Annotated in this window: 19 protein-coding genes; 12 read left to right on the top strand and 7 right to left on the bottom strand. The window is 41.7% G+C overall.

What is annotated here, in order from left to right; all coding sequences use genetic code 11:
• Positions 1 to 346: 346 nt before the first annotated feature.
• On the bottom strand, positions 347 to 1369 hold the full coding sequence (locus DDV96_RS02925) for a Gmad2 immunoglobulin-like domain-containing protein (RefSeq protein WP_116693258.1): 1023 nt from the start codon (positions 1367 to 1369) through the stop codon (positions 347 to 349).
• 356 nt (positions 1370 to 1725) lie between these two features.
• Between DDV96_RS02925 and DDV96_RS02920 the strand changes: the two genes are divergently transcribed.
• The 4 genes from DDV96_RS02920 (at position 1726) to DDV96_RS02905 (ending at position 4863) form a co-directional block, all read left to right on the top strand.
• On the top strand, positions 1726 to 2328 hold the full coding sequence (locus tag DDV96_RS02920; protein WP_116693569.1) for a DNA polymerase ligase N-terminal domain-containing protein: 603 nt from the start codon (positions 1726 to 1728) through the stop codon (positions 2326 to 2328).
• Positions 2329 to 2338: 10 nt separating this feature from the next.
• Entirely contained in the window at positions 2339 to 3346 is a 1008-nt protein-coding gene (gene ligD / locus DDV96_RS02915) for a non-homologous end-joining DNA ligase (protein WP_116693257.1), read from the top strand.
• A complete protein-coding gene (gene ligD / locus DDV96_RS02910) occupies positions 3343 to 4143 on the top strand; it encodes a non-homologous end-joining DNA ligase (RefSeq protein ID WP_116693256.1) in 801 nt (266 codons plus the stop codon). The genes ligD (DDV96_RS02915) and ligD (DDV96_RS02910) overlap by 4 nt, the downstream gene beginning before the upstream one ends.
• Before the next feature lie 198 nt (positions 4144 to 4341).
• Positions 4342 to 4863 (top strand): DUF421 domain-containing protein, encoded by a 522-nt coding sequence (locus DDV96_RS02905; protein ID WP_116693255.1) that lies wholly within the window; start codon positions 4342 to 4344, stop codon positions 4861 to 4863.
• A 99-nt stretch (positions 4864 to 4962) separates the two neighbouring features.
• Here the strand turns inward: DDV96_RS02905 and DDV96_RS02900 are convergent, their stop codons facing one another.
• From DDV96_RS02900 to DDV96_RS02875, 6 genes are all read right to left on the bottom strand, one after another.
• Positions 4963 to 6531: a serine hydrolase gene (locus tag DDV96_RS02900; RefSeq protein WP_116693254.1), complete on the bottom strand. Its 1569-nt coding sequence runs from the start codon at positions 6529 to 6531 to the stop codon at positions 4963 to 4965.
• Positions 6532 to 6734: 203 nt separating this feature from the next.
• The gene (locus DDV96_RS02895; RefSeq protein ID WP_116693253.1) at positions 6735 to 7460 is read right to left on the bottom strand and encodes a hypothetical protein; all 726 of its coding nucleotides are present in this window, start codon (positions 7458 to 7460) and stop codon (positions 6735 to 6737) included.
• Between the two features lie 277 nt (positions 7461 to 7737).
• Positions 7738 to 9864: a M3 family metallopeptidase gene (locus DDV96_RS02890; RefSeq protein ID WP_116693568.1), complete on the bottom strand. Its 2127-nt coding sequence runs from the start codon at positions 9862 to 9864 to the stop codon at positions 7738 to 7740.
• Positions 9865 to 9981: 117 nt separating this feature from the next.
• Positions 9982 to 10362 carry a hypothetical protein gene (locus tag DDV96_RS02885; protein WP_116693252.1) on the bottom strand — a complete coding sequence of 127 codons (381 nt, stop codon included), beginning with the start codon at positions 10360 to 10362 and terminating at the stop codon, positions 9982 to 9984.
• A gap of 413 nt (positions 10363 to 10775) precedes the next feature.
• Entirely contained in the window at positions 10776 to 11171 is a 396-nt protein-coding gene (locus DDV96_RS02880) for a rhodanese-like domain-containing protein (protein WP_116693251.1), read from the bottom strand.
• A gap of 12 nt (positions 11172 to 11183) precedes the next feature.
• Positions 11184 to 11492, bottom strand: coding sequence for a rhodanese-like domain-containing protein (locus tag DDV96_RS02875; RefSeq protein WP_116693567.1), 309 nt, complete (start codon positions 11490 to 11492; stop codon positions 11184 to 11186).
• 316 nt (positions 11493 to 11808) lie between these two features.
• Here DDV96_RS02875 and DDV96_RS02870 point away from each other — a divergent pair, with 316 nt between their 5' ends.
• The 8 genes from DDV96_RS02870 (at position 11809) to DDV96_RS02835 (ending at position 17461) form a co-directional block, all read left to right on the top strand.
• A complete protein-coding gene (locus DDV96_RS02870) occupies positions 11809 to 13206 on the top strand; it encodes an anthranilate synthase component I family protein (protein ID WP_116693250.1) in 1398 nt (465 codons plus the stop codon).
• A 93-nt stretch (positions 13207 to 13299) separates the two neighbouring features.
• Positions 13300 to 13866, top strand: coding sequence for an anthranilate synthase component II (locus tag DDV96_RS02865; RefSeq protein ID WP_116693249.1), 567 nt, complete (start codon positions 13300 to 13302; stop codon positions 13864 to 13866).
• A gap of 176 nt (positions 13867 to 14042) precedes the next feature.
• Positions 14043 to 14282 (top strand): membrane protein insertion efficiency factor YidD, encoded by a 240-nt coding sequence (gene yidD, locus DDV96_RS02860; RefSeq protein WP_116693248.1) that lies wholly within the window; start codon positions 14043 to 14045, stop codon positions 14280 to 14282.
• A 91-nt stretch (positions 14283 to 14373) separates the two neighbouring features.
• Positions 14374 to 15210, top strand: a complete 837-nt coding sequence (gene lgt / locus DDV96_RS02855; protein ID WP_116693247.1) for a prolipoprotein diacylglyceryl transferase — start codon at positions 14374 to 14376, stop codon at positions 15208 to 15210.
• A gap of 181 nt (positions 15211 to 15391) precedes the next feature.
• The gene (locus DDV96_RS02850; protein ID WP_116693246.1) at positions 15392 to 15886 is read left to right on the top strand and encodes a DUF192 domain-containing protein; all 495 of its coding nucleotides are present in this window, start codon (positions 15392 to 15394) and stop codon (positions 15884 to 15886) included.
• A 58-nt stretch (positions 15887 to 15944) separates the two neighbouring features.
• On the top strand, positions 15945 to 16682 hold the full coding sequence (locus DDV96_RS02845) for a hypothetical protein (RefSeq protein WP_116693245.1): 738 nt from the start codon (positions 15945 to 15947) through the stop codon (positions 16680 to 16682).
• 182 nt (positions 16683 to 16864) lie between these two features.
• Positions 16865 to 17146, top strand: a complete 282-nt coding sequence (locus DDV96_RS02840; protein WP_116693244.1) for a type II toxin-antitoxin system RelE/ParE family toxin — start codon at positions 16865 to 16867, stop codon at positions 17144 to 17146.
• A 12-nt stretch (positions 17147 to 17158) separates the two neighbouring features.
• The gene (locus DDV96_RS02835) at positions 17159 to 17461 is read left to right on the top strand and encodes a HigA family addiction module antitoxin (RefSeq protein WP_116693243.1); all 303 of its coding nucleotides are present in this window, start codon (positions 17159 to 17161) and stop codon (positions 17459 to 17461) included.
• Positions 17462 to 17641: the final 180 nt, after the last annotated feature.

The raw sequence follows: 17641 nt of genomic DNA, 5'->3' as shown, positions 1-17641 counted from the left end.
AAGTAAGATGGGGCCACACGTGAATGATTAGGCGTTGTTATCGAAACAGTGATTGAGGGTAAATTATCGTGCTAACGCAACATCGATGAAACAAACTACGCTAGAAATCTATGAAAAAAGGGTCAGGCTTTAAAAAAGGGCAACCCCTGTTATTTTAAACTTACACACTTAGCGGGATAGTGTCAACGAATTGCTCGATACAATATAAAAAAAGACACTAATCCATTCAACGAACGATTCAACAATGGCGTTTCATAAAGTGCCATCCAAATTTCATATCTTCTATTTCGCACTTCTTATTTTACATTTCGTACTTTGTATTTCGTATTTTTTTTCGTATTTCAAATCATCGTGGCGGAAAAATCACGGGCAAGCGGTATTCCCGTTCATTTTCTGGTTTGCCGGAAGGATTGGCCCGTTCAAAAACCAAATAACCACGCGCATCGTTAGGTGCATCAAACGTCAAGGTGCCCGAAAAAGGAACAAAGTCTTCGGTCATCCAGCCGTTTTTTGTTTTTACATGGCTTTCGGCCAGGGTTTTGCCGTCTTTATCTTCTAATCGCAACCCTGCTGTACCTTCAAAAAACCAATATCCGCGCGCCCTGCCTTTAACGGTAAGTGGCGAACTGACTTCTATATTGGGCAGCGGTTTTTCAACTTTTATCAAATCTGAAATCGGGGTTTCCACGTCTTCTGTTGAAATAAATTGCAAACTTTTCAAAATATCATGTAGCTCATTTTTTGAAGCGGCGTCCACGGTGCCATAAAACGCAATCCGGTCCGTTCCGCCCAGCACTTCGCACTCCTCCATCGGTTTTTCAGTGTTGTTTTTGGTAGAACATTTACCTTCAAAATCTGTAACGGAGACGTGCACAAAAATGGTTCCGTATTCATTCCAATCATTTGGTAGGGAAGCAGGCGTTAACATATAGGCCCACGGTTCGCCATTTTCCAAAAGAAAGACCGTAGATTTTTCTTTATTGAGGTCAAATCCCGTGGCAAGCCTGCCGTCCCATTTCGATAGCGGTTGTTGCTTTCCATTGGGGGTCTCGGTGCCAAAACCTTTGGGGAGTACCGCGATATAACTGAGATTGGGCGCTTCGTGATAAACAAACGGCGGATTCTTCTTTGTGGTTTTTGAATAAAAATTGATAATAGGCACATCGCCCGGCAACTTGCTTTCCAAAATGCCATATTGCGGCGGAACTGAAGCTTGCAGTTGCCACTGTGTGTTTTGATATTGTTTGCTTTCAGTAGGTTCATTATTGGGGTCGCGTGCGCCTTCGGTTCCGGTCGGTTTCTTCTTGTTGGTGTCGGCACACCCAAAGCACACCAATATTATTAGGATATAGATAGTGAAATTTTTCATAACTTCTTTTTCAGTAAGCTAAAAAAAATTAACCCGAATTGTTTAAAAATTTTCCTAAAATCCCGAGCCCATCAAAGGCTGAAAAATCTATTAAAATCCAGCAACCCTTGCAGATCTCAAGCTTTAATAAAAACTTTTCCAACTAGGGTCTATATTACTATAATCACACCTCTTACACCAGTGCCACTCTCAGATGGCGTATCATTCGCCTTTCGCAAACCGTCTTTTTTATTTCGTACTTCGTCATTCGTACTTCGTAAATCCCACTTCCCTTTTCGCTGGTTTTTAGCAATCCCTTATGACAAAAACCACCTTTCATTTTGTATATTTAAATTCCAATCACAACAATGCGAACCATGGCAAAAGAGAGTGACTATCAAAAAAAACGGGATTTTTCCAAAACAAAAGAACCCCAAGGAGACACTACACAAAAAAGCAACGAGCAACCTATGTTCGTCATTCAAAAACACGATGCCACCAACCTGCATTACGATTTTAGACTGGAAATAGACGGCACGCTAAAATCATGGTCTGTCCCCAAAGGCCCCAGCACCGACCCCAGTGTGAAACGCATGGCCATCCCCACCGAAGACCATCCTTTGGATTATGCCAAATTTGAAGGCACCATCCCCAAAGACCAATACGGCGGCGGTACGGTAATGATTTGGGACCGCGGCACGTTTAAAAACATAAAAACCGATGACGAAGACAATGCCATCGATTTAAAGAAGTCATTCGAGATGGGCACTATCGAAGTTTATTTAAAAGGTGAAAAAATAAGCGGTGGCTATGCCTTGGTAAAGATGAAAAGTGGCAATATGAAAGGCAACTGGCTCCTCATTAAAATGGACGACGACCAAGCCGATGCCCGCCGAAACCCGGTAAGTACCGAAAATAAAAGCGTGGTGAGCGGCAAAACCATGAAACAAATCGCAGCCGATGACACCGAAGAGAAGTAAAGATCGACCTATGCACACGCTAAAAGAGCTACTCACCAAAACCGAATTCGAAAAAGCCACAAAGGCACCGCTTCCTGATTTTGCAGCGCCTATGCTGGCCACCTTGACCGACGACTATTTTGACGACCCCCAATGGATTTACGAACGCAAACTCGATGGAATGCGCTGCCTCATTCGTATAGACAAAGGGAAAGCCCAACTCTTCTCCCGTAACGAAAATGACCTATCGGCTTCCTTCCCCGAAATAGCAGATGCCCTAAACGCTCATAAGTATCCATCGCTTTGGTTAGATGGGGAGATCGTGGCTTTTAAGGACAACAAGACCAGCTTCAGTAAACTACAGAACAGGATTCACCTCACAGAAGAAGACAAGATTACGGCAACAAACACCAAAGTCTACCTCTACCTTTTCGACATCTTGCATCATAACGACTACGATGTAACCGAAATCCCCCTAAAAACAAGAAAAAAACTATTAAAACAAAGTCTCGATTGGCAAGACCCTATCCGTTATACCCCACACCGCAATGAAGATGGCACCGATTTTTTAGAAGAAGCCTGCCAAAAAGGTTGGGAAGGCATTATTGCCAAAGATGCAACCGCCTCCTATGTGCATGGCCGTAGCAAAAAATGGCTGAAGTTTAAATGCTCCAAAGGACAAGAGCTGGTATTGGGCGGTTTTACCGAACCCCAAGGCGAACGCAAAGGCTTTGGTGCCCTTTTGGTTGGGTATTATAAAGAAGGGAAATTACAGTACGCTGGAAAAGTAGGCACTGGTTTCGACGATGCTTTTCTGAAAACCTGGCGGAAGAAATTTGACTCTATTGAGCAGGAGGAAAGCCCCTTCAGCAATTTCAACGACACCGAAAACGGAAACAACCACTGGATAAAACCCAAATACGTAGGCGAATTTGCCTTTACCGAATGGACCAAGCACAACAAACTGCGCCATCCCCGGTTTTTGGGCATGCGCAATGATAAAGAATCAAATGAAGTAACCAAAGAAAAACCACAATGAAACTGCACGGCATAGAAATAACCCATCCCGATAAAGTGATCTTCCCAAAATTAGACGCCACCAAACGAGATATGGCTCAGTATTATGATAAAGTGGCAGAAAAAATGCTACCGTATTTAAAAGACCGGCCCCTTACCCTACACCGGTTTCCAGATGGGATTGACGCTGATGGGTTTTACCAAAAAAAAGCTGCCGATTATTTCCCCGATTTCATACAGACCATAAAAGTAAAAACCGAAGACGGACACATTAACCAAGCCATGTGCAACAACAAAAAAAGCCTGCTCTACTTGGTAAACCAAGGGACGATAGGGTTTCATATCTGGCTTTCCAAAAAAGATAAATTGTACAAACCCGACAAGGTGGTGTTTGATCTGGATCCCCCCAAAAATTCATTTGCCAAGGTAAAAGAAGCTGCAAAAAAGACCCACGAATTTCTAAAAGAAAAAGACAAGAAAGCACAACTGATGACCACGGGCAAAAACGGCTTCCACGTGTGGTATACCATGCGGCGTACCAAAACATATGACGAACTTCGGCCGCAATTAAAAGAATGGGCAATAGAACTCGAAGAAAAGCACCCAGACCTTTTTACCACGGCCGTTCGTAAAGAGAAAAGAGATGGAAAAGTCTTCATTGACTACCTACGAAACTCCTATGCACAAACCTCGGTGTGTCCTTATTCCCTAAGACCTACTGAAAATGCCGGGGCAGCCACCCCCTTACCCTGGAACAAACTGGATGCTATTGAAAAAGCCAACCAATACCATCTAAAGAACATCGAAGCGATACTATAATGCGCGGCTATTTTACTGACACAAATTTAATTAAGAACCGTAACCTGCCCGAAATTGGATAAAGCCTTTTTAATTTCTTAAATCCTAGGGTGTTTGGTATTTCAGAAAGAAAATGAAACTGTTATATTTTTCTAAACCAAAACCCCTTCAAACACTAAAATAGTATCTTTAAAGGACAATCAAAAAAATCAATATCTTATGGAAAACTGGATAAGCGTTGCTCCCGCTGTATTAGGGAAAGTCCTTATTTCGATACTGCTCATTTTTACAGGGATTATTATCATTACCCGTATCGCAGGTTTGCGCACATTTTCAAAAATGTCGAGTTTCGATTTTGCTGCCACCATTGCCATTGGGTCTATTTTAGCTTCAATAGTGCTGAATACCGATCAATCGTTGGTTAAAGGTGTCATCGCCTTGGGCGGCATCATTGCGTTTCAATCGGTTTTTATGCTGTTAAAACGAAAATCGAATGTTTTTCAGAAATTTGCTACCAATGCGCCCTTGTTATTAATGAAAGATGGGACCATTCTTTCTGAAAATTTAAAAGCTGCCAATATGGGTGAAGACGACCTCATCGCCAAACTGCGTGAAGCCAATGTTTTTGATTTGAATGAAGTACACGCCGCTATTTTGGAATCTACAGGCGATGTCTCGATATTACATACCCACGAAGACAAACAGCTACAAGATAAAATACTGCAAGGGGTACAGCAGTAAATTTAAAATATGGCCAGTCTCTGCCATTTCAGAAACTAAGGAAAGGTGGTTTAAATTTCAATTACATTCGGAATACTCGAATACACCATACCTTAAACATCAATCAATCCGCTCAAAATCCAAGTCCTGATAATCGTAGCTGAAATCGGTCAAGGGTGAGATTGGTTTCATCGTAAAGCCCTTGGCCTGTCCTTCGGTGTCCAGTGAAAAATTCACAAAGGCATCTGCTTTTAATGAAGGGTCGTCCCAGCGTACCACGAAGGTAGTCCCTTTGTAAAATTGCATGCTACCGATTAGGTCTTTGGATTTTTCCGAAGTGAAATTGAGCTTACCATTTTCAATGTCTATACTCACCTTTCCAAACCAAGGATCGCGGTAGGTACCGGCATAATGGTCAAGGTTAGGTTTTGGTGTTTTGTTTTGTAACGATGCTGTTAAGTTTCTTTCTACAGCGGCCGTGATGCTATCGGCTCGTTTTTCATGTGTAAGCCGGGCATCGTTGTACTGTTTTACCCGGTTTTTATTGGTCATGCCAAAATAACCGTCCTTAATAGAATTGGTAATGGCCGTAAACGCTGCGCCCGATTGTTGGTTGGTCAATACAATGATGCCTAAGTCAAGTTCTGGAATTAAAGTTACTTGGCTCACAATACCCAACAACCCACCGGTGTGGCTCGCTTGAAAATAACCGTTTACATCTTTTAAAAACCAGCCTAATCCGTATGCGTAGAAATGTGTGTTATACGCACCTTTTCCAGTACGTATGAGGGTTTGTGGCGTCCACATTTCGCGATGGGCTTGTTCACTGAACAGACTGTCTTGCTTTTTAGGGCCGTATTTCCCTTGGTCCAATTGAACCTGTACCCATTTTGCCATATCGTCGATGGAGCTATACATACCTCCCGCCGGATCGGATATTTTTGTAAACGTGGCACCCGTTAGTTCCAACTTGCCGTTTACAGGAGCGTGGCCATCAATTCGGTTGGCATCGGTCGCTATTTTTTGGGTATTGAACGTGGCCCTGTCCATCTGTAACGGATCGAAAAAGTGTTCTTTAATATACGCATCATACGCTTGCCCAGAAACCCTTTCAATTACTTCGCCGGCCACGATGTACAACAGGTTGTCGTAATCAAATTTAGACCGAAATGACGACACCGGCTTTAAATACCGCAGGTTGTGGATCATTTCGGCTTTGCTCGTGGTGTTGTTTGCCGGGAAGACCATCAAATCGCCAGCGCCTAGCCCCAAACCACTTCGGTGGGTAACTAAATCACGTACCGTGAATTCACTGGTAACATAAGGGTCGTAGAGTTTGAACTCGGGAATGATATCGGTTACCTTGGTGTCCCATTCCAATGAACCGGCATCGATTAACTGGGCCAGGGCAGCGGTTGTAAAAGCCTTGGTATTGGAAGCCACCCCGAACATGGTTACAGTATTCACAGGTTTTTTTGTTTTAAGCGACTGCAATCCGTATCCTTTTTTTGAGACTACCTTTCCATCTTTTAAAACGGCAACCGCCATTCCGGGAACATTAAAGGTCTCCATAGTTTTGAGCACCAGACTGTCAATTTGTTTGGGGGTAAGTGCTTGCGAAAAACCGGTTAGGGTGATTAAAAAGAAAAACAAAGAAGCCGCCAAGGCTTTAAAAGATACGTTTATCATAGCGTATTGGTTATGGAATGAAGAATTATTGAATACGGTATAAAGGTATCAAAATATTTAAAGGTTTTTGATGGTAGGCCTGTGAATATCAAATTGCATTGTACTTGCATTTCTACCGAAGCCACACTTTTGAATGACAATGGGAAAGCCAGTGCAACTTTGTTGTCACTATAAAAATTTGTTGCCTTTCTTATTCTGAACTATTATCCTTCATTTTCTTTTGGCTGCTTTCCTGCTCTTCTTTTAGGCTTAGGTTCGGCCAGGTCGTCCACCATTTTAAAGAACCTTTCGGTATTGTTCACATAATTTTCGGCCAAGCTGTTGTAGTTCTTGATCATTTCTGGAGTCATTTGCCCCGAAGCGGCAATACAGCCGTCATTGTTGATGGTTTCCTTAAACCAAGCCAAGGTAAGTGCCGTCAACTGTACATAGTTGCTTCGGCTTTCCTGCAACCGGGCTGGTGGGTCTGCAATAAAGTGCGCCACGATATCGGCCATACCGAAGGTGCCAAAAGCAATGGCCAAAATGGTCTTGCCCTGTATGGCAAAGAGCACCGCTACCACAATAAGTGCCAGCCCCAACACAAAAGAAAGCACGTACATAATCTTGGTGATGTTCTGTGAATTTTCACTTTCTTTCAAGGTGTGCTTCAGGCTTTCCTTTAGGTCGTGGATCACCTCAAAAGTCTGTTCGCCAGATTGGGTCATTTTTTCTACTTGTGCCAATTGGTTCTTCAACTGTTTTTCTCCCAAAGGCGTCTGTAACAGCTGTATGGTGTTGTACTGGTTGGTCACCGTTTTGTTGATATCGTCAATGCGCGCCAAACTATCTTCAGAAAGTCCATATTTTTCAAAATAAGCCAGATCGGGCTGTAAATTGGGGTTTTTGACAATGTTGTAAATTTCGTGCAGCAGTTTATCGGTTTCCATAATGTGGTGCTTTTGGTTTTCCTTCCATCGAAATTAAAAGGAATTGTGAGCATGGAAACTTAAAGCTTTTCCCTTTTTTTAAATATACCCCGATTTTTTAAGTGTTAAAGATGCTGAACACCGGTACCTGAGCGGAGCCGAAATGAACCGGTCGCATCGGTACATTTCGGCTCCGTTCTATCCTTATTTTAACAAGGAATCAAATTTAAGACTAGCAAAGATGGTTGAGTGATTGTTAAACCCCAGCATGGTTTAATTTGTATCGAAGACCAATCACTTAATCCAGCCCCCGGGCTTTTAACATCGGTTCAATCTTTGGATCACTGCCACGCCAGTCGCGGTACATTTGTTCCAATTCTAAGGTGTTGCCGCGCGACAGCACCATGTCCCGAAAACGCTGTCCGTTTTCACGGGTGAGGCCACCGTGGTTTTCAAACCATCTATACGCATCGTGATGCAACATTTCGGTCCAGATATAAGAATAATATCCGGCAGCATAGCCTCCTGAGAAAATATGTGAAAAATAAGTAGAGCGGTACCGCGGTGGTACGGCATGGACCACATCGAGTTTCATTTTGTTAAGCGCTTTCTTTTCAAATGCATTGGCATCGTTTAGTGCTTCATCTTCCGAAACGGTATGCCACATCATATCCAAAGCTGCGGCGGCCAAGGTTTCGGTCAAGGAATAGCCTTGGTTGAAGGTACCCGATTTTTTAATTTTATCGATCAAGGCTTGCGGAATGGGCTCACCGGTCTTGTAATGCAGGGCATAGTTTTTCAGCACCTCGGGATAAAGCGCCCAATTTTCGTTTACTTGAGAGGGAAACTCAACAAAATCGCGTGCCACGGCCGTTCCTGAAAGCGATGGATACTGCTGGTCGGCAAAAAAACCGTGCAATGCATGACCAAATTCGTGGAACATGGTTTCCACATTGTCATAACTCAACAACGCAGGCTCCCCTTTAGCGGGTTTGGGAAAATTGCACACATTGTAAATAACCGGTTTGGTATCGTATAACTTCGATTGGGTAACAAAATTGGACATCCACGCCCCGCCACGTTTACTGGGCCTTGAAAAGAAATCGGCATAAAATAAGCCCAATGCATCGCCATTTTCTTCAAAAAGCTCGTAAACCAGCACATCGTCGTGATAAGTTGGGATATCGTGGCGTTCTTTATAGGTAATGCCATATAATTTTTCGGCAGCGTAGAATACCCCTTTTTCCAAAACGGTCTTCAGTTCAAAATAAGGTTTTATCTGGTTTTCGTCCAGATCGTATTTTGCCTTGCGTACCATTTCGGCATAATGGTTCCAATCCCAAGGTTCTAAGGTAAAATCGTTGCCTTTGGAGTGGATCATTTTTTGTATCTCGTCGGCTTCGCGTTGTGCTTTTGCCGTGGCTGCAGGTACCAATTTGTTAAACAGCTCAAATACTTTTTCAGGTGTTTTGGCCATGGTTTTTTGCAATTTCCATCCCGAATAACTGTCAAAACCTAAAAGGTTGGCTTTTTGGGCGCGGAGTTCTGCAATTTCGGTTATAATGTTCTTGGTGTCGTGTTCACTGCCATCGGCCCGGTAATAACTAGCGGTAAAGATTTTTTCGCGGGTGTCCCTGTTTTGCAACGACTGCAGTACAGGTTGTTGGGTGGTGTTTTGCAACGGTATTTTCCAACCATCACCATCGGGGTTTTTGTATCCTTCAAGATCAGAGTTGCTCAAGCCGGCCAATGGGGCTTTGTCGTTAAAAACACTGGCTCCTGCATTGTTCGCTGCCAAAAGGGTTTTGGTAAATTTGGTTGTGAGGGAAGCCAGTTGTGTGTTGATGTTTTTAAGGGTCTCTTTATCTTCGGAAGAAAGGTTGGCCCCGGCAATATTAAAGTCTTCCATATAATTTTCGAGCAACTTTTTGGATTCGGCGTCGAGGTCGAGGGTTTCTTTTTTATCGGACAGGGTTTTAAAACGTTGATACAAGGCTTCATTTAAATAAATGGCATCATTTAAAGCAGCGAATTTGGGCGCCATATCTTCTTGAATCGCCTGCAAGGTGTCATTGGTATTTGCCGAGGTCATTGCTCCAAAAACCTGCCGGGTACGATTGAGCAACTCACCGCTTTTTTCCAAGGCAACTACGGTATTTTCGAAGGTTGGGGCATCGGGGTTGGTGGCTATTGCTTCAATTGCTTGTTTTTTTGCTTCAATCCCTTTTTGAAGGGCAGGCCGATAGTCGCCGTCTTTAATTTTACTGAAATCGGGTGCTTGGTAAGGCAGTGAGCTTACCGTAAAAAACGGGTTTTCAATGGAATCGGTTTTCATTTCGGCATCGTTTTTCTCAGGATTTTTTGTGGAATTGTTACAAGCGGTTACCGTTAAGGCCAGCAACAATAGGGAGGTGATTTTTTTCATCGGAACGTGGTTTTTCAATTTATATGAACCATAAAGGCTAAAGGTACATGATTTTATGAAAAAAGCCGCCAACATGGAGATTGGCGACTTTCCTATATTCTTTTGACAAAAGGATGTTTATGCGCTAATGGCATCTTCTGTATCCACTTGTGCCACATTATTATAATGGAACAATTGCGATTTGTAAAACCGTTTGGCTTTGTCAGTCTTCTCCAAGCAGCCTTTTAAGGTTTCTTCCAAGTTGGTATAAGAAATAGTCGTTGCATTCAACTGGTTAATGTTGTACAACGTTCTAGGCGAATGGTCCACAATTGCACCGCCATATAACGTTATGGTCTTTTTACTGCGGTCTATAGATACCGAAGCTGCGTTGAAAAAGAACTTCAACAACGATTTTTGAAAGCTGTAATAATGTGGGTTCAACATCATATCGGCATCACAGCTTTTCTTAATCAATTTGCGCATTTCTTCAAGGATAATCTGACCTTTGTTTTTCATAATACCTTAATTTGATTGTTAAATATAGGAATTGAACACAAAGAACTATGACCGTAGCCGCAAGTTTAGCGTCATTTTAACGGCATGAAAATCAATTTGTTAATTATTTTAAGAATGGAATTGATTGATTTGCGAAGTATGAAATACGAAACACAAAGGAGGCAATAAGCAGTACTATTTACTAATTACAAACTAAAAGCACACTTTACGAAGTACGATTTGAGATTTTAAGATTACAGTTTATGAGGTATGATTTCAATAAAGTTTTACGGAATTGGCACTTTGATCTCCCTTTAAACCATTTGAGCCGTAAAATCATTTACTTAAAATAACAGAACCGGTAAGATTTTAAAAAAAAACAGCTTCCAACTTCCAGCACAGCATCCATCATCCAGCATTCAGCACCTAGCTTCCTACTGTTCGGTCTCTAACCCTTCTTCGTCCCAAGAAGTGATGCCGCCTTGCAGGTCGTACACCTTGGTAAAACCATTTTCTTCCAATATTTTGGCGGCGCGGGCACTACGGTTTCCGCTTCGGCAGTACACATATACTGGTTTGTTTTTATCCAATTCCTTGATGCGTTCTTCAAAATCGGCATCGGTCACACAGATGTTTTGGGCGTCTTTTAAATGGCTCACCTCAAATTCTTCGGTAGTACGCACATCGACCAATTGGCTGGACGAATCGTTTTCCATGGTTTCCAAAAAGTGATGCGGGTTCATAACTTCAACGGTACCGGACTTGTTTTCTTGGCAGGAAGCAAAAAGGACACTAAGACCAAGAAATATATGTAATACGTAATTTTTCATAATTGAACTTTTTTAAGAAACGGTTTCGCCTTCCCATTCGCTGATGCCACCCAATAGGTTATAACAGTTTTCAAACCCTTGCGACTTTAAAATAGCACAGGCTTGCGCACTTCGGGCGCCAGAACGGCAATACACATAATAATTTTTTGAAGCATCCAGTTTTTGCAGTTCCTCCATAAACTTAGGCGGGTTTTGGATGTCCATTTGTTTAGCGTTTGGAAGGTGTTTTTCTTCCACTTCCTCATCGGTGCGCACATCTAAAATCTGCGCGTTATCGTCTGCAGCAAGCTTTTCGCTCCATTCTTGTTGAGTGAGATCCATTGGTTTATTTTTTGTAAAAATAAGGAATCTCATTGCTATAGACATATAAAACAACGAAAAGCTTTTATGTTTGATTGAAGGGCAACATTTAATTTTGCCACCATCACCCGTTCAAGATTCCCATACTCAAAAAAAGCAGCAACCATATTTTGTTTGTTTCAATTTCATTTTTATCTTTGAAACCGAATGATCACACAAAACACACATACCTGGTGGCCTACTTTGCACACGTAACCCAACGTGAACAAAGCACCATGGTAGTTATAAAACCAAAGGCTTGTCTTTCACGATAAGCCTTTTTTGTTTTCAATACAATATGAAATATCACTTAAAAACGCACTCAAAAAAACTGTTGGCAGACACTTTGACCCCAGTCTCGGTGTATCTTCGCCTGCGCGATACGTTTCCAAACAGTTTGCTTTTGGAAAGCAGTGACTATCACGCCAACGATAATAGCTTCAGTTATATATGCTGTAACACCATCGCTTCCATTGAAGTTAAGGAGGGGGTGATTACGCAACAATTTCCAGATGGAAAGAAAGCCGAAATCACTATCAATCCTGAAACCAATGTCCCGGCTATTTTAGATGCTTTTGCCGCTTCATTTGTTTCCGAAGAGAACAATTTGAAGTTTATCAATAACGGTCTTTTTGGCTATATGGCGTACGATGCCGTTCAATATTTTGAAAACATCGACATTTCAAAAAAAGAACAGAATCTGGATATGCCCGATATGTATTATGCCGTGTATCAAAACATCATCGCCATCAACCATTTTAACAATGAAGCCTATTTATTTGCCCATTGTTATGAAACCGAAAGCAACATTCCACAACTGGAGCAGCTGTTGAAAGCTAAGGATTTTTCAGAATATCCATTCCATATACAAGGCGAAGCACAGACCAATATAGACGACGAAGGCTTTAAAGCATTAGTAAAAAAGTGCAAAGAACATTGCGCTCGTGGCGATGTGTTCCAGATTGTGCCCAGCAAGCGGTTTTCGCAGGCGTTTACAGGGGACGAATTTAACGTGTACCGTGCCTTGCGCAGCGTAAACCCGTCGCCCTACCTGTTTTATTTTGACTACGGAAACTTTAAGATTTTCGGCAGCTCGCCCGAAGCACAATTGGTAGTAAAAGGCGACACGGCCGAGATTCATCCCATAGCCGGCACTTTTAAACGCACCGGAAACGACGAACAAGACGCCCAACTGGCCAAACAACTTTCGGACGACGAAAAAGAAAACAGCGAACACGTGATGCTGGTCGATCTGGCAAGGAACGACTTAAGTCGGCATGGGACCAATGTAACGGTGGAGACGTATAGGGAAGTTCAGTTCTTTTCGCACGTCATTCATTTAGTGAGCAAGGTTACGGCCAACAAACACAAAGAAACGTCCACTATGCAAGTGGTGGCCGACACCTTTCCGGCCGGCACATTGAGCGGTGCCCCCAAACACAAAGCCATGCAACTGCTGGAGCAGTACGAAAACCGAAGTCGCAAATTTTACGGAGGCGCGATTGGCTTTATGGATTTCAGCGGAAATTTTAACCATGCCATCATTATCCGTTCGTTTGTAAGCAAGGACCACACCTTACATTATCAAGCTGGAGCGGGCGTGGTTTCAGAAAGTAAAGCAGAAAACGAACTGCAGGAAGTTTACAATAAATTGGGCGCTTTGACCAAAGCGCTGGAATTGGCGGAGGAAATATAAATCCTGATGCTAAAATAACAAAGTATATAATTGAAAAGCTTTGATAAAAACAAAGTAATAACCAAAAAGATACCCGTCTACGTGGGCATATAGATGAAAATACTGGTAATAGACAACTACGATAGTTTTGTGTATAATTTGGTGCATTATCTAGAGGAACTGGATTGCGATGTAACCGTAAAACGAAATGACAAATTTTTACTGGAAGAAGCAGCAGGTTACGATAAAATCTTGTTATCCCCAGGACCTGGCATCCCAGATGAAGCCGGCCTGTTGAAACAGGTTATCGAAAAATATGCTCCCTCCAAACCAATTTTAGGTGTTTGTTTAGGGCAACAGGCCATTGGCGAAGTCTTTGGCGGTAGCATCATCAACTTAAGCGAAGTATTTCACGGGGTTGCCACCAAAGCCACTATTATAGTGGATGATGAACCGTTGTTCAATGGCTTGGGCAATGAAATTGAAATTGGCCGTTACCACTCTTGGGTGGTCAATAAAAAGGAGTTACCCGAGGTTTTGGAAATCACCTCGGTAGATCCTAACGGGCAAATTATGTCGTTGCGCCATAAACTGTACGACGTTCGTGGGGTTCAGTTTCACCCAGAAAGCGTGCTGACGCCCAAAGGGAAAAAGATTATCAAAAATTGGGTGGAAAGTTAGTCCTTCGACTCCGATCAGGAACCGATTGGACAGAAGATAAAAGCTGGACGAGGGATGCTGGATGTCCCATAATTGAAGTTAAAAAAATAATTTAACAGGTGTTTGAGTGAAATTACAGTTGCTCACGCAGCTGTAATTTTGTATCGAAAACACATTTCGTATTTTTACAAGCACTAATGAAGAAAATCATCATCGCGCCTTTTGTGTTTTTAATCCGGGTGTATCAACTTGTGATATCCCCGCTCACGCCTTCCACCTGCCGCTACTCTCCCACCTGCTCGCAGTACAGTATGGAAGCATTGAAAACCCACGGCCTGTTAAAGGGAGGTTGGCTGGCCATAAAACGCATTGCAAGCTGCAATCCCTGGGGCGGTTCGGGCTATGACCCTGTTCCGCCAAAAAAAGAAAGACCCTGAGGTTTGTAAGCCTGTCGGATTTTCTATCTTTACATTCGCAAGCGGCAATGTTTAGTTGAACTTTTAACCGCAAGCCTAAAAAACTTTTCAGATGACACAATTTTTAGCTTTCACCTGGGACCCTTCCAAAGGGATCGACCTTGGTTTTATCATGATTCGCTATTACAGTTTAATGTTCGTGATCGCCTTTACCTTAGGATGGTTCATTATGAAGCGGATTTATAAAAATGAAAACGTTTCCGAAGAAAAACTGGACAGCCTCTTTATCTATACCGTGATCGCAACACTATTGGGTGCGCGCTTGGGTCACGTAATTTTCTATCAAACCGAACTTATTTGGGAAGACCCGCTGGCGGTATTGCTGCCCATTCGCACCGTACCCGAATTTGAGTTTACCGGTTTTCAAGGCCTGGCCAGCCACGGAGCCGCCATTGCCATTATTATTGCCATGTTCATGTACAGCAAAAGGGTGATTAAAAAACCGGTGTTGTGGATTCTGGACCGTGTGGTGATTGCCGTAGCTTGTGGTGGTATTTTTGTGCGCATTGGTAATTTTATCAATTCTGAAATCATTGGAAAACCCACCCATAGTGATTTTGGGGTGATCTTTAAGCAGTTGGGCGAAAGCTTTCCGCGGCACCCGGCGCAACTCTACGAAGCAGCGGGTTATATAATCGTGTTCCTTATCCTTTGGTTTATCTATTGGAAAACCAACAAACGCCAGTATCTGGGCTATATTTTTGGCGTGTTCTTGATTTTGCTCTGGACGGTACGCTTTTTGGTGGAGTTTGTAAAAGAGGCCCAAGTAGAAGACCGGGCCCAATGGGCGCTGAACACGGGACAGTGGTTGAGCATTCCGTTTATTTTAATAGGTATCTATTTAATGGTACAAGCCCCAAAACGAAAGTATCCGAAAGAGGAAATGTAAACAAGTATTATCATCCTGAAGGAGGCCCGCCTGAATTACAAGTATGGCAGGTACGATGATGGATCACATCTGAGTGAGAAAAAATAAATTGGAAAAAAGAATTTTAGAAGTGACTAGCAGGATGTGATTTCTCTCTCGTAACTACGGGAGAGAAATGACCAGAACGTAAGACCTTTATACTATGAAAAAAACACTTATATTATTGCTCAGCATCGCTATCACCGGTGCTGTTTATAGTTGCAAAGACAACAGAAACGAACAAAAAAGCATTACAAAAGAGGTTCAATTTACCAAAGAAGGCGAATTGACCTTGAAAAAAGCCAAGAACGATTCGGTTGTGGCTACGTTGGACATCGAGATCGCCGACGACGAATACCAAACCCAGACCGGCTTGATGTACCGCAAAAGCATGCCCAACAACCAAGGAATGCTTTTTATTTTTGAAAACGAACAACCCCGTTCGTTTTATATGAAAAACACGGCTTTTCCACTGGACATTATCTATATTGACAGCGACAAAAAAATAGTGAGCATCCAAAAAGGCGCCAAACCCATGGACCCCACTTCTTTACCTTCCGAAGGCCCTGCGCAATACGTGCTGGAAGTAAACGCCGGCCTTAGTTACACCTGGGGCTTGGAAAAAGGGGATATTGTGGCGTGGCATGTTGATAATTAATGGTATGGAAATTAGTGGATTGTGTTTATATTTATGTTGTAAACAATTTTGAAAAAAAATGAAAAAGTATAGATTATTACTATCAATTCTTTTAAAAGCAACACTTTTATCCTGTACTTCTGGTAATGATGATACGGAAATCCCAAATGAAAATGAGGTAATTCCACTACGTTATACTATAATTGAATCGGAAGGAAGCAATGATACTTTCAATTTTGAGTATATGAATAAATTGATAAAAAAACTTGATAATAATTTTGGAAAAACTACCATATATAATTATAATGGCAATCAATTAACTGGCTTTGAAACAATTGAAAGTAACGATACCTTAGTAACAAATTTGATTTACGAGAATAATAGACTTTCTGAATTAAGAACCGAAGATGAAAATCTAATAGTTCTCTATACTCACAATGATTCTGGCCAAGTGATTAGCACTGAACGAAATGAAAATGGTAAAAGCACAACGACAACTTATGAATATGACACCTCTGGGAATGTAATCTTAGCTCAAGATAATTTTTCAACTCTGAAATACACTTATAACGAAAGAAACAATCCATTTAAAAATGTTTTTCCGCAATTAGACGCAGAAATCACTTGGGAGTGGTTTGGAAGTCAGATTAACTTGCAACAAGAGGTTCAAGAAAAATTAACATCAGAAACAGAATTCACTACAAAATATACCTATCAGTACACATTTGATGACCCAAACTACTTCCCCTCTGAAAGAAGACAACTTGATAAAGATGGAAATTTAATAGAAACGGTTATCTATTATTATGGAGAATAAAACTGTTTACAGCAATGTATAACTCCAATTGAGGCGTTCCGTTGCTTCGGGAGGCTACATTGTACTAGATTGAAAATAAGCGCATATTAAACCGTAACTGACCGTTATATAAGACGTTTGGCAATATTTGCAGAAAACAAACTTTTCACCTACTTTTGACGTTAGTAACGTAAACCAAAAGTATGATTATCTCCTTTGGCTCGAAAGAAACCGATAAGATTTGGAACGGGATCCGAGTCAAAAAAATGCCCATTGAAATTCAAAACGTTGGACGTCGGAAATTGAGAATGCTGAATAGCTCGCAAGATATTGCCGATTTACAAATTCCGCCATCGAACCGACTTGAAAAACTGACTGGAAACTTGAGCGGATTTTACAGCATCCGAATTAATAAACAATGGCGAATAATATTTCAATGGAACAAAGGAAACGCAAGTGAAGTGGAAATAATCGACTATCATTAAAAGATAAAGAACATGGAAAAGCTGAATAACATACATCCTGGCGAAATTCTACTGTACGAATTTCTTGAGCCTCTAAAAATAAGTGCGTATCGCCTTTCAAAGGACTTGAAAATACCACAGACAAGAATTTCAGAAATTGTAAAGGGAAATCGGAGAATAACAGCAGATACGGCTTTGCGATTGAGTAAATATTTTGGAAATTCTGCCAAATTCTGGCTTGGACTTCAAGACGATTATGATATCGAAGAAAAACGTGATGAAAAAAAAGCGGAATTGGAGGAAATCAAAAAATACGAAAACAAAACCGTTGCCTAACAATGCACCACAAGAAAAACACGAATCCCATTCTTCAATAATACTATTTTAATTATCCCATAATGATGGTTTTGGGGTGTTCCTTTAATCATAGTTTCGAAAGGTTATCCAAATTCCATATCGTATCACTTCCACCGCACCTTCCTGCTGAACGGAGAAATTTAAAAACCGGCTTAAGTA

The sequence above is a fragment of the Marixanthomonas spongiae genome (genome assembly GCF_003095375.1).
Taxonomy (GTDB): domain Bacteria; phylum Bacteroidota; class Bacteroidia; order Flavobacteriales; family Flavobacteriaceae; genus Marixanthomonas; species Marixanthomonas spongiae.
The sequence above is the reverse complement of the archived record's forward strand: the minus strand, read 5'-3'. Positions and strand labels throughout refer to the sequence as shown.

Excerpts from the sequence above, each read along its gene's own strand:
- DDV96_RS02925 (WP_116693258.1), bottom strand. The coding sequence starts at position 1,369 with ATGAAAAATTTCACTATCTATATCCTAATAATATTGGTGTGCTTTGGG.
- DDV96_RS02920 (WP_116693569.1), top strand. The coding sequence starts at position 1,726 with ATGGCAAAAGAGAGTGACTATCAAAAAAAACGGGATTTTTCCAAAACA.
- ligD (WP_116693257.1), top strand. The coding sequence starts at position 2,339 with ATGCACACGCTAAAAGAGCTACTCACCAAAACCGAATTCGAAAAAGCC.
- ligD (WP_116693256.1), top strand. The coding sequence starts at position 3,343 with ATGAAACTGCACGGCATAGAAATAACCCATCCCGATAAAGTGATCTTC.
- DDV96_RS02905 (WP_116693255.1), top strand. The coding sequence starts at position 4,342 with ATGGAAAACTGGATAAGCGTTGCTCCCGCTGTATTAGGGAAAGTCCTT.
- DDV96_RS02900 (WP_116693254.1), bottom strand. The coding sequence starts at position 6,531 with ATGATAAACGTATCTTTTAAAGCCTTGGCGGCTTCTTTGTTTTTCTTT.
- DDV96_RS02895 (WP_116693253.1), bottom strand. The coding sequence starts at position 7,460 with ATGGAAACCGATAAACTGCTGCACGAAATTTACAACATTGTCAAAAAC.
- DDV96_RS02890 (WP_116693568.1), bottom strand. The coding sequence starts at position 9,864 with ATGAAAAAAATCACCTCCCTATTGTTGCTGGCCTTAACGGTAACCGCT.
- DDV96_RS02885 (WP_116693252.1), bottom strand. The coding sequence starts at position 10,362 with ATGAAAAACAAAGGTCAGATTATCCTTGAAGAAATGCGCAAATTGATT.
- DDV96_RS02880 (WP_116693251.1), bottom strand. The coding sequence starts at position 11,171 with ATGAAAAATTACGTATTACATATATTTCTTGGTCTTAGTGTCCTTTTT.
- DDV96_RS02875 (WP_116693567.1), bottom strand. The coding sequence starts at position 11,492 with ATGGATCTCACTCAACAAGAATGGAGCGAAAAGCTTGCTGCAGACGAT.
- DDV96_RS02870 (WP_116693250.1), top strand. The coding sequence starts at position 11,809 with ATGAAATATCACTTAAAAACGCACTCAAAAAAACTGTTGGCAGACACT.
- DDV96_RS02865 (WP_116693249.1), top strand. The coding sequence starts at position 13,300 with ATGAAAATACTGGTAATAGACAACTACGATAGTTTTGTGTATAATTTG.
- yidD (WP_116693248.1), top strand. The coding sequence starts at position 14,043 with ATGAAGAAAATCATCATCGCGCCTTTTGTGTTTTTAATCCGGGTGTAT.
- lgt (WP_116693247.1), top strand. The coding sequence starts at position 14,374 with ATGACACAATTTTTAGCTTTCACCTGGGACCCTTCCAAAGGGATCGAC.
- DDV96_RS02850 (WP_116693246.1), top strand. The coding sequence starts at position 15,392 with ATGAAAAAAACACTTATATTATTGCTCAGCATCGCTATCACCGGTGCT.
- DDV96_RS02845 (WP_116693245.1), top strand. The coding sequence starts at position 15,945 with ATGAAAAAGTATAGATTATTACTATCAATTCTTTTAAAAGCAACACTT.
- DDV96_RS02840 (WP_116693244.1), top strand. The coding sequence starts at position 16,865 with ATGATTATCTCCTTTGGCTCGAAAGAAACCGATAAGATTTGGAACGGG.
- DDV96_RS02835 (WP_116693243.1), top strand. The coding sequence starts at position 17,159 with ATGGAAAAGCTGAATAACATACATCCTGGCGAAATTCTACTGTACGAA.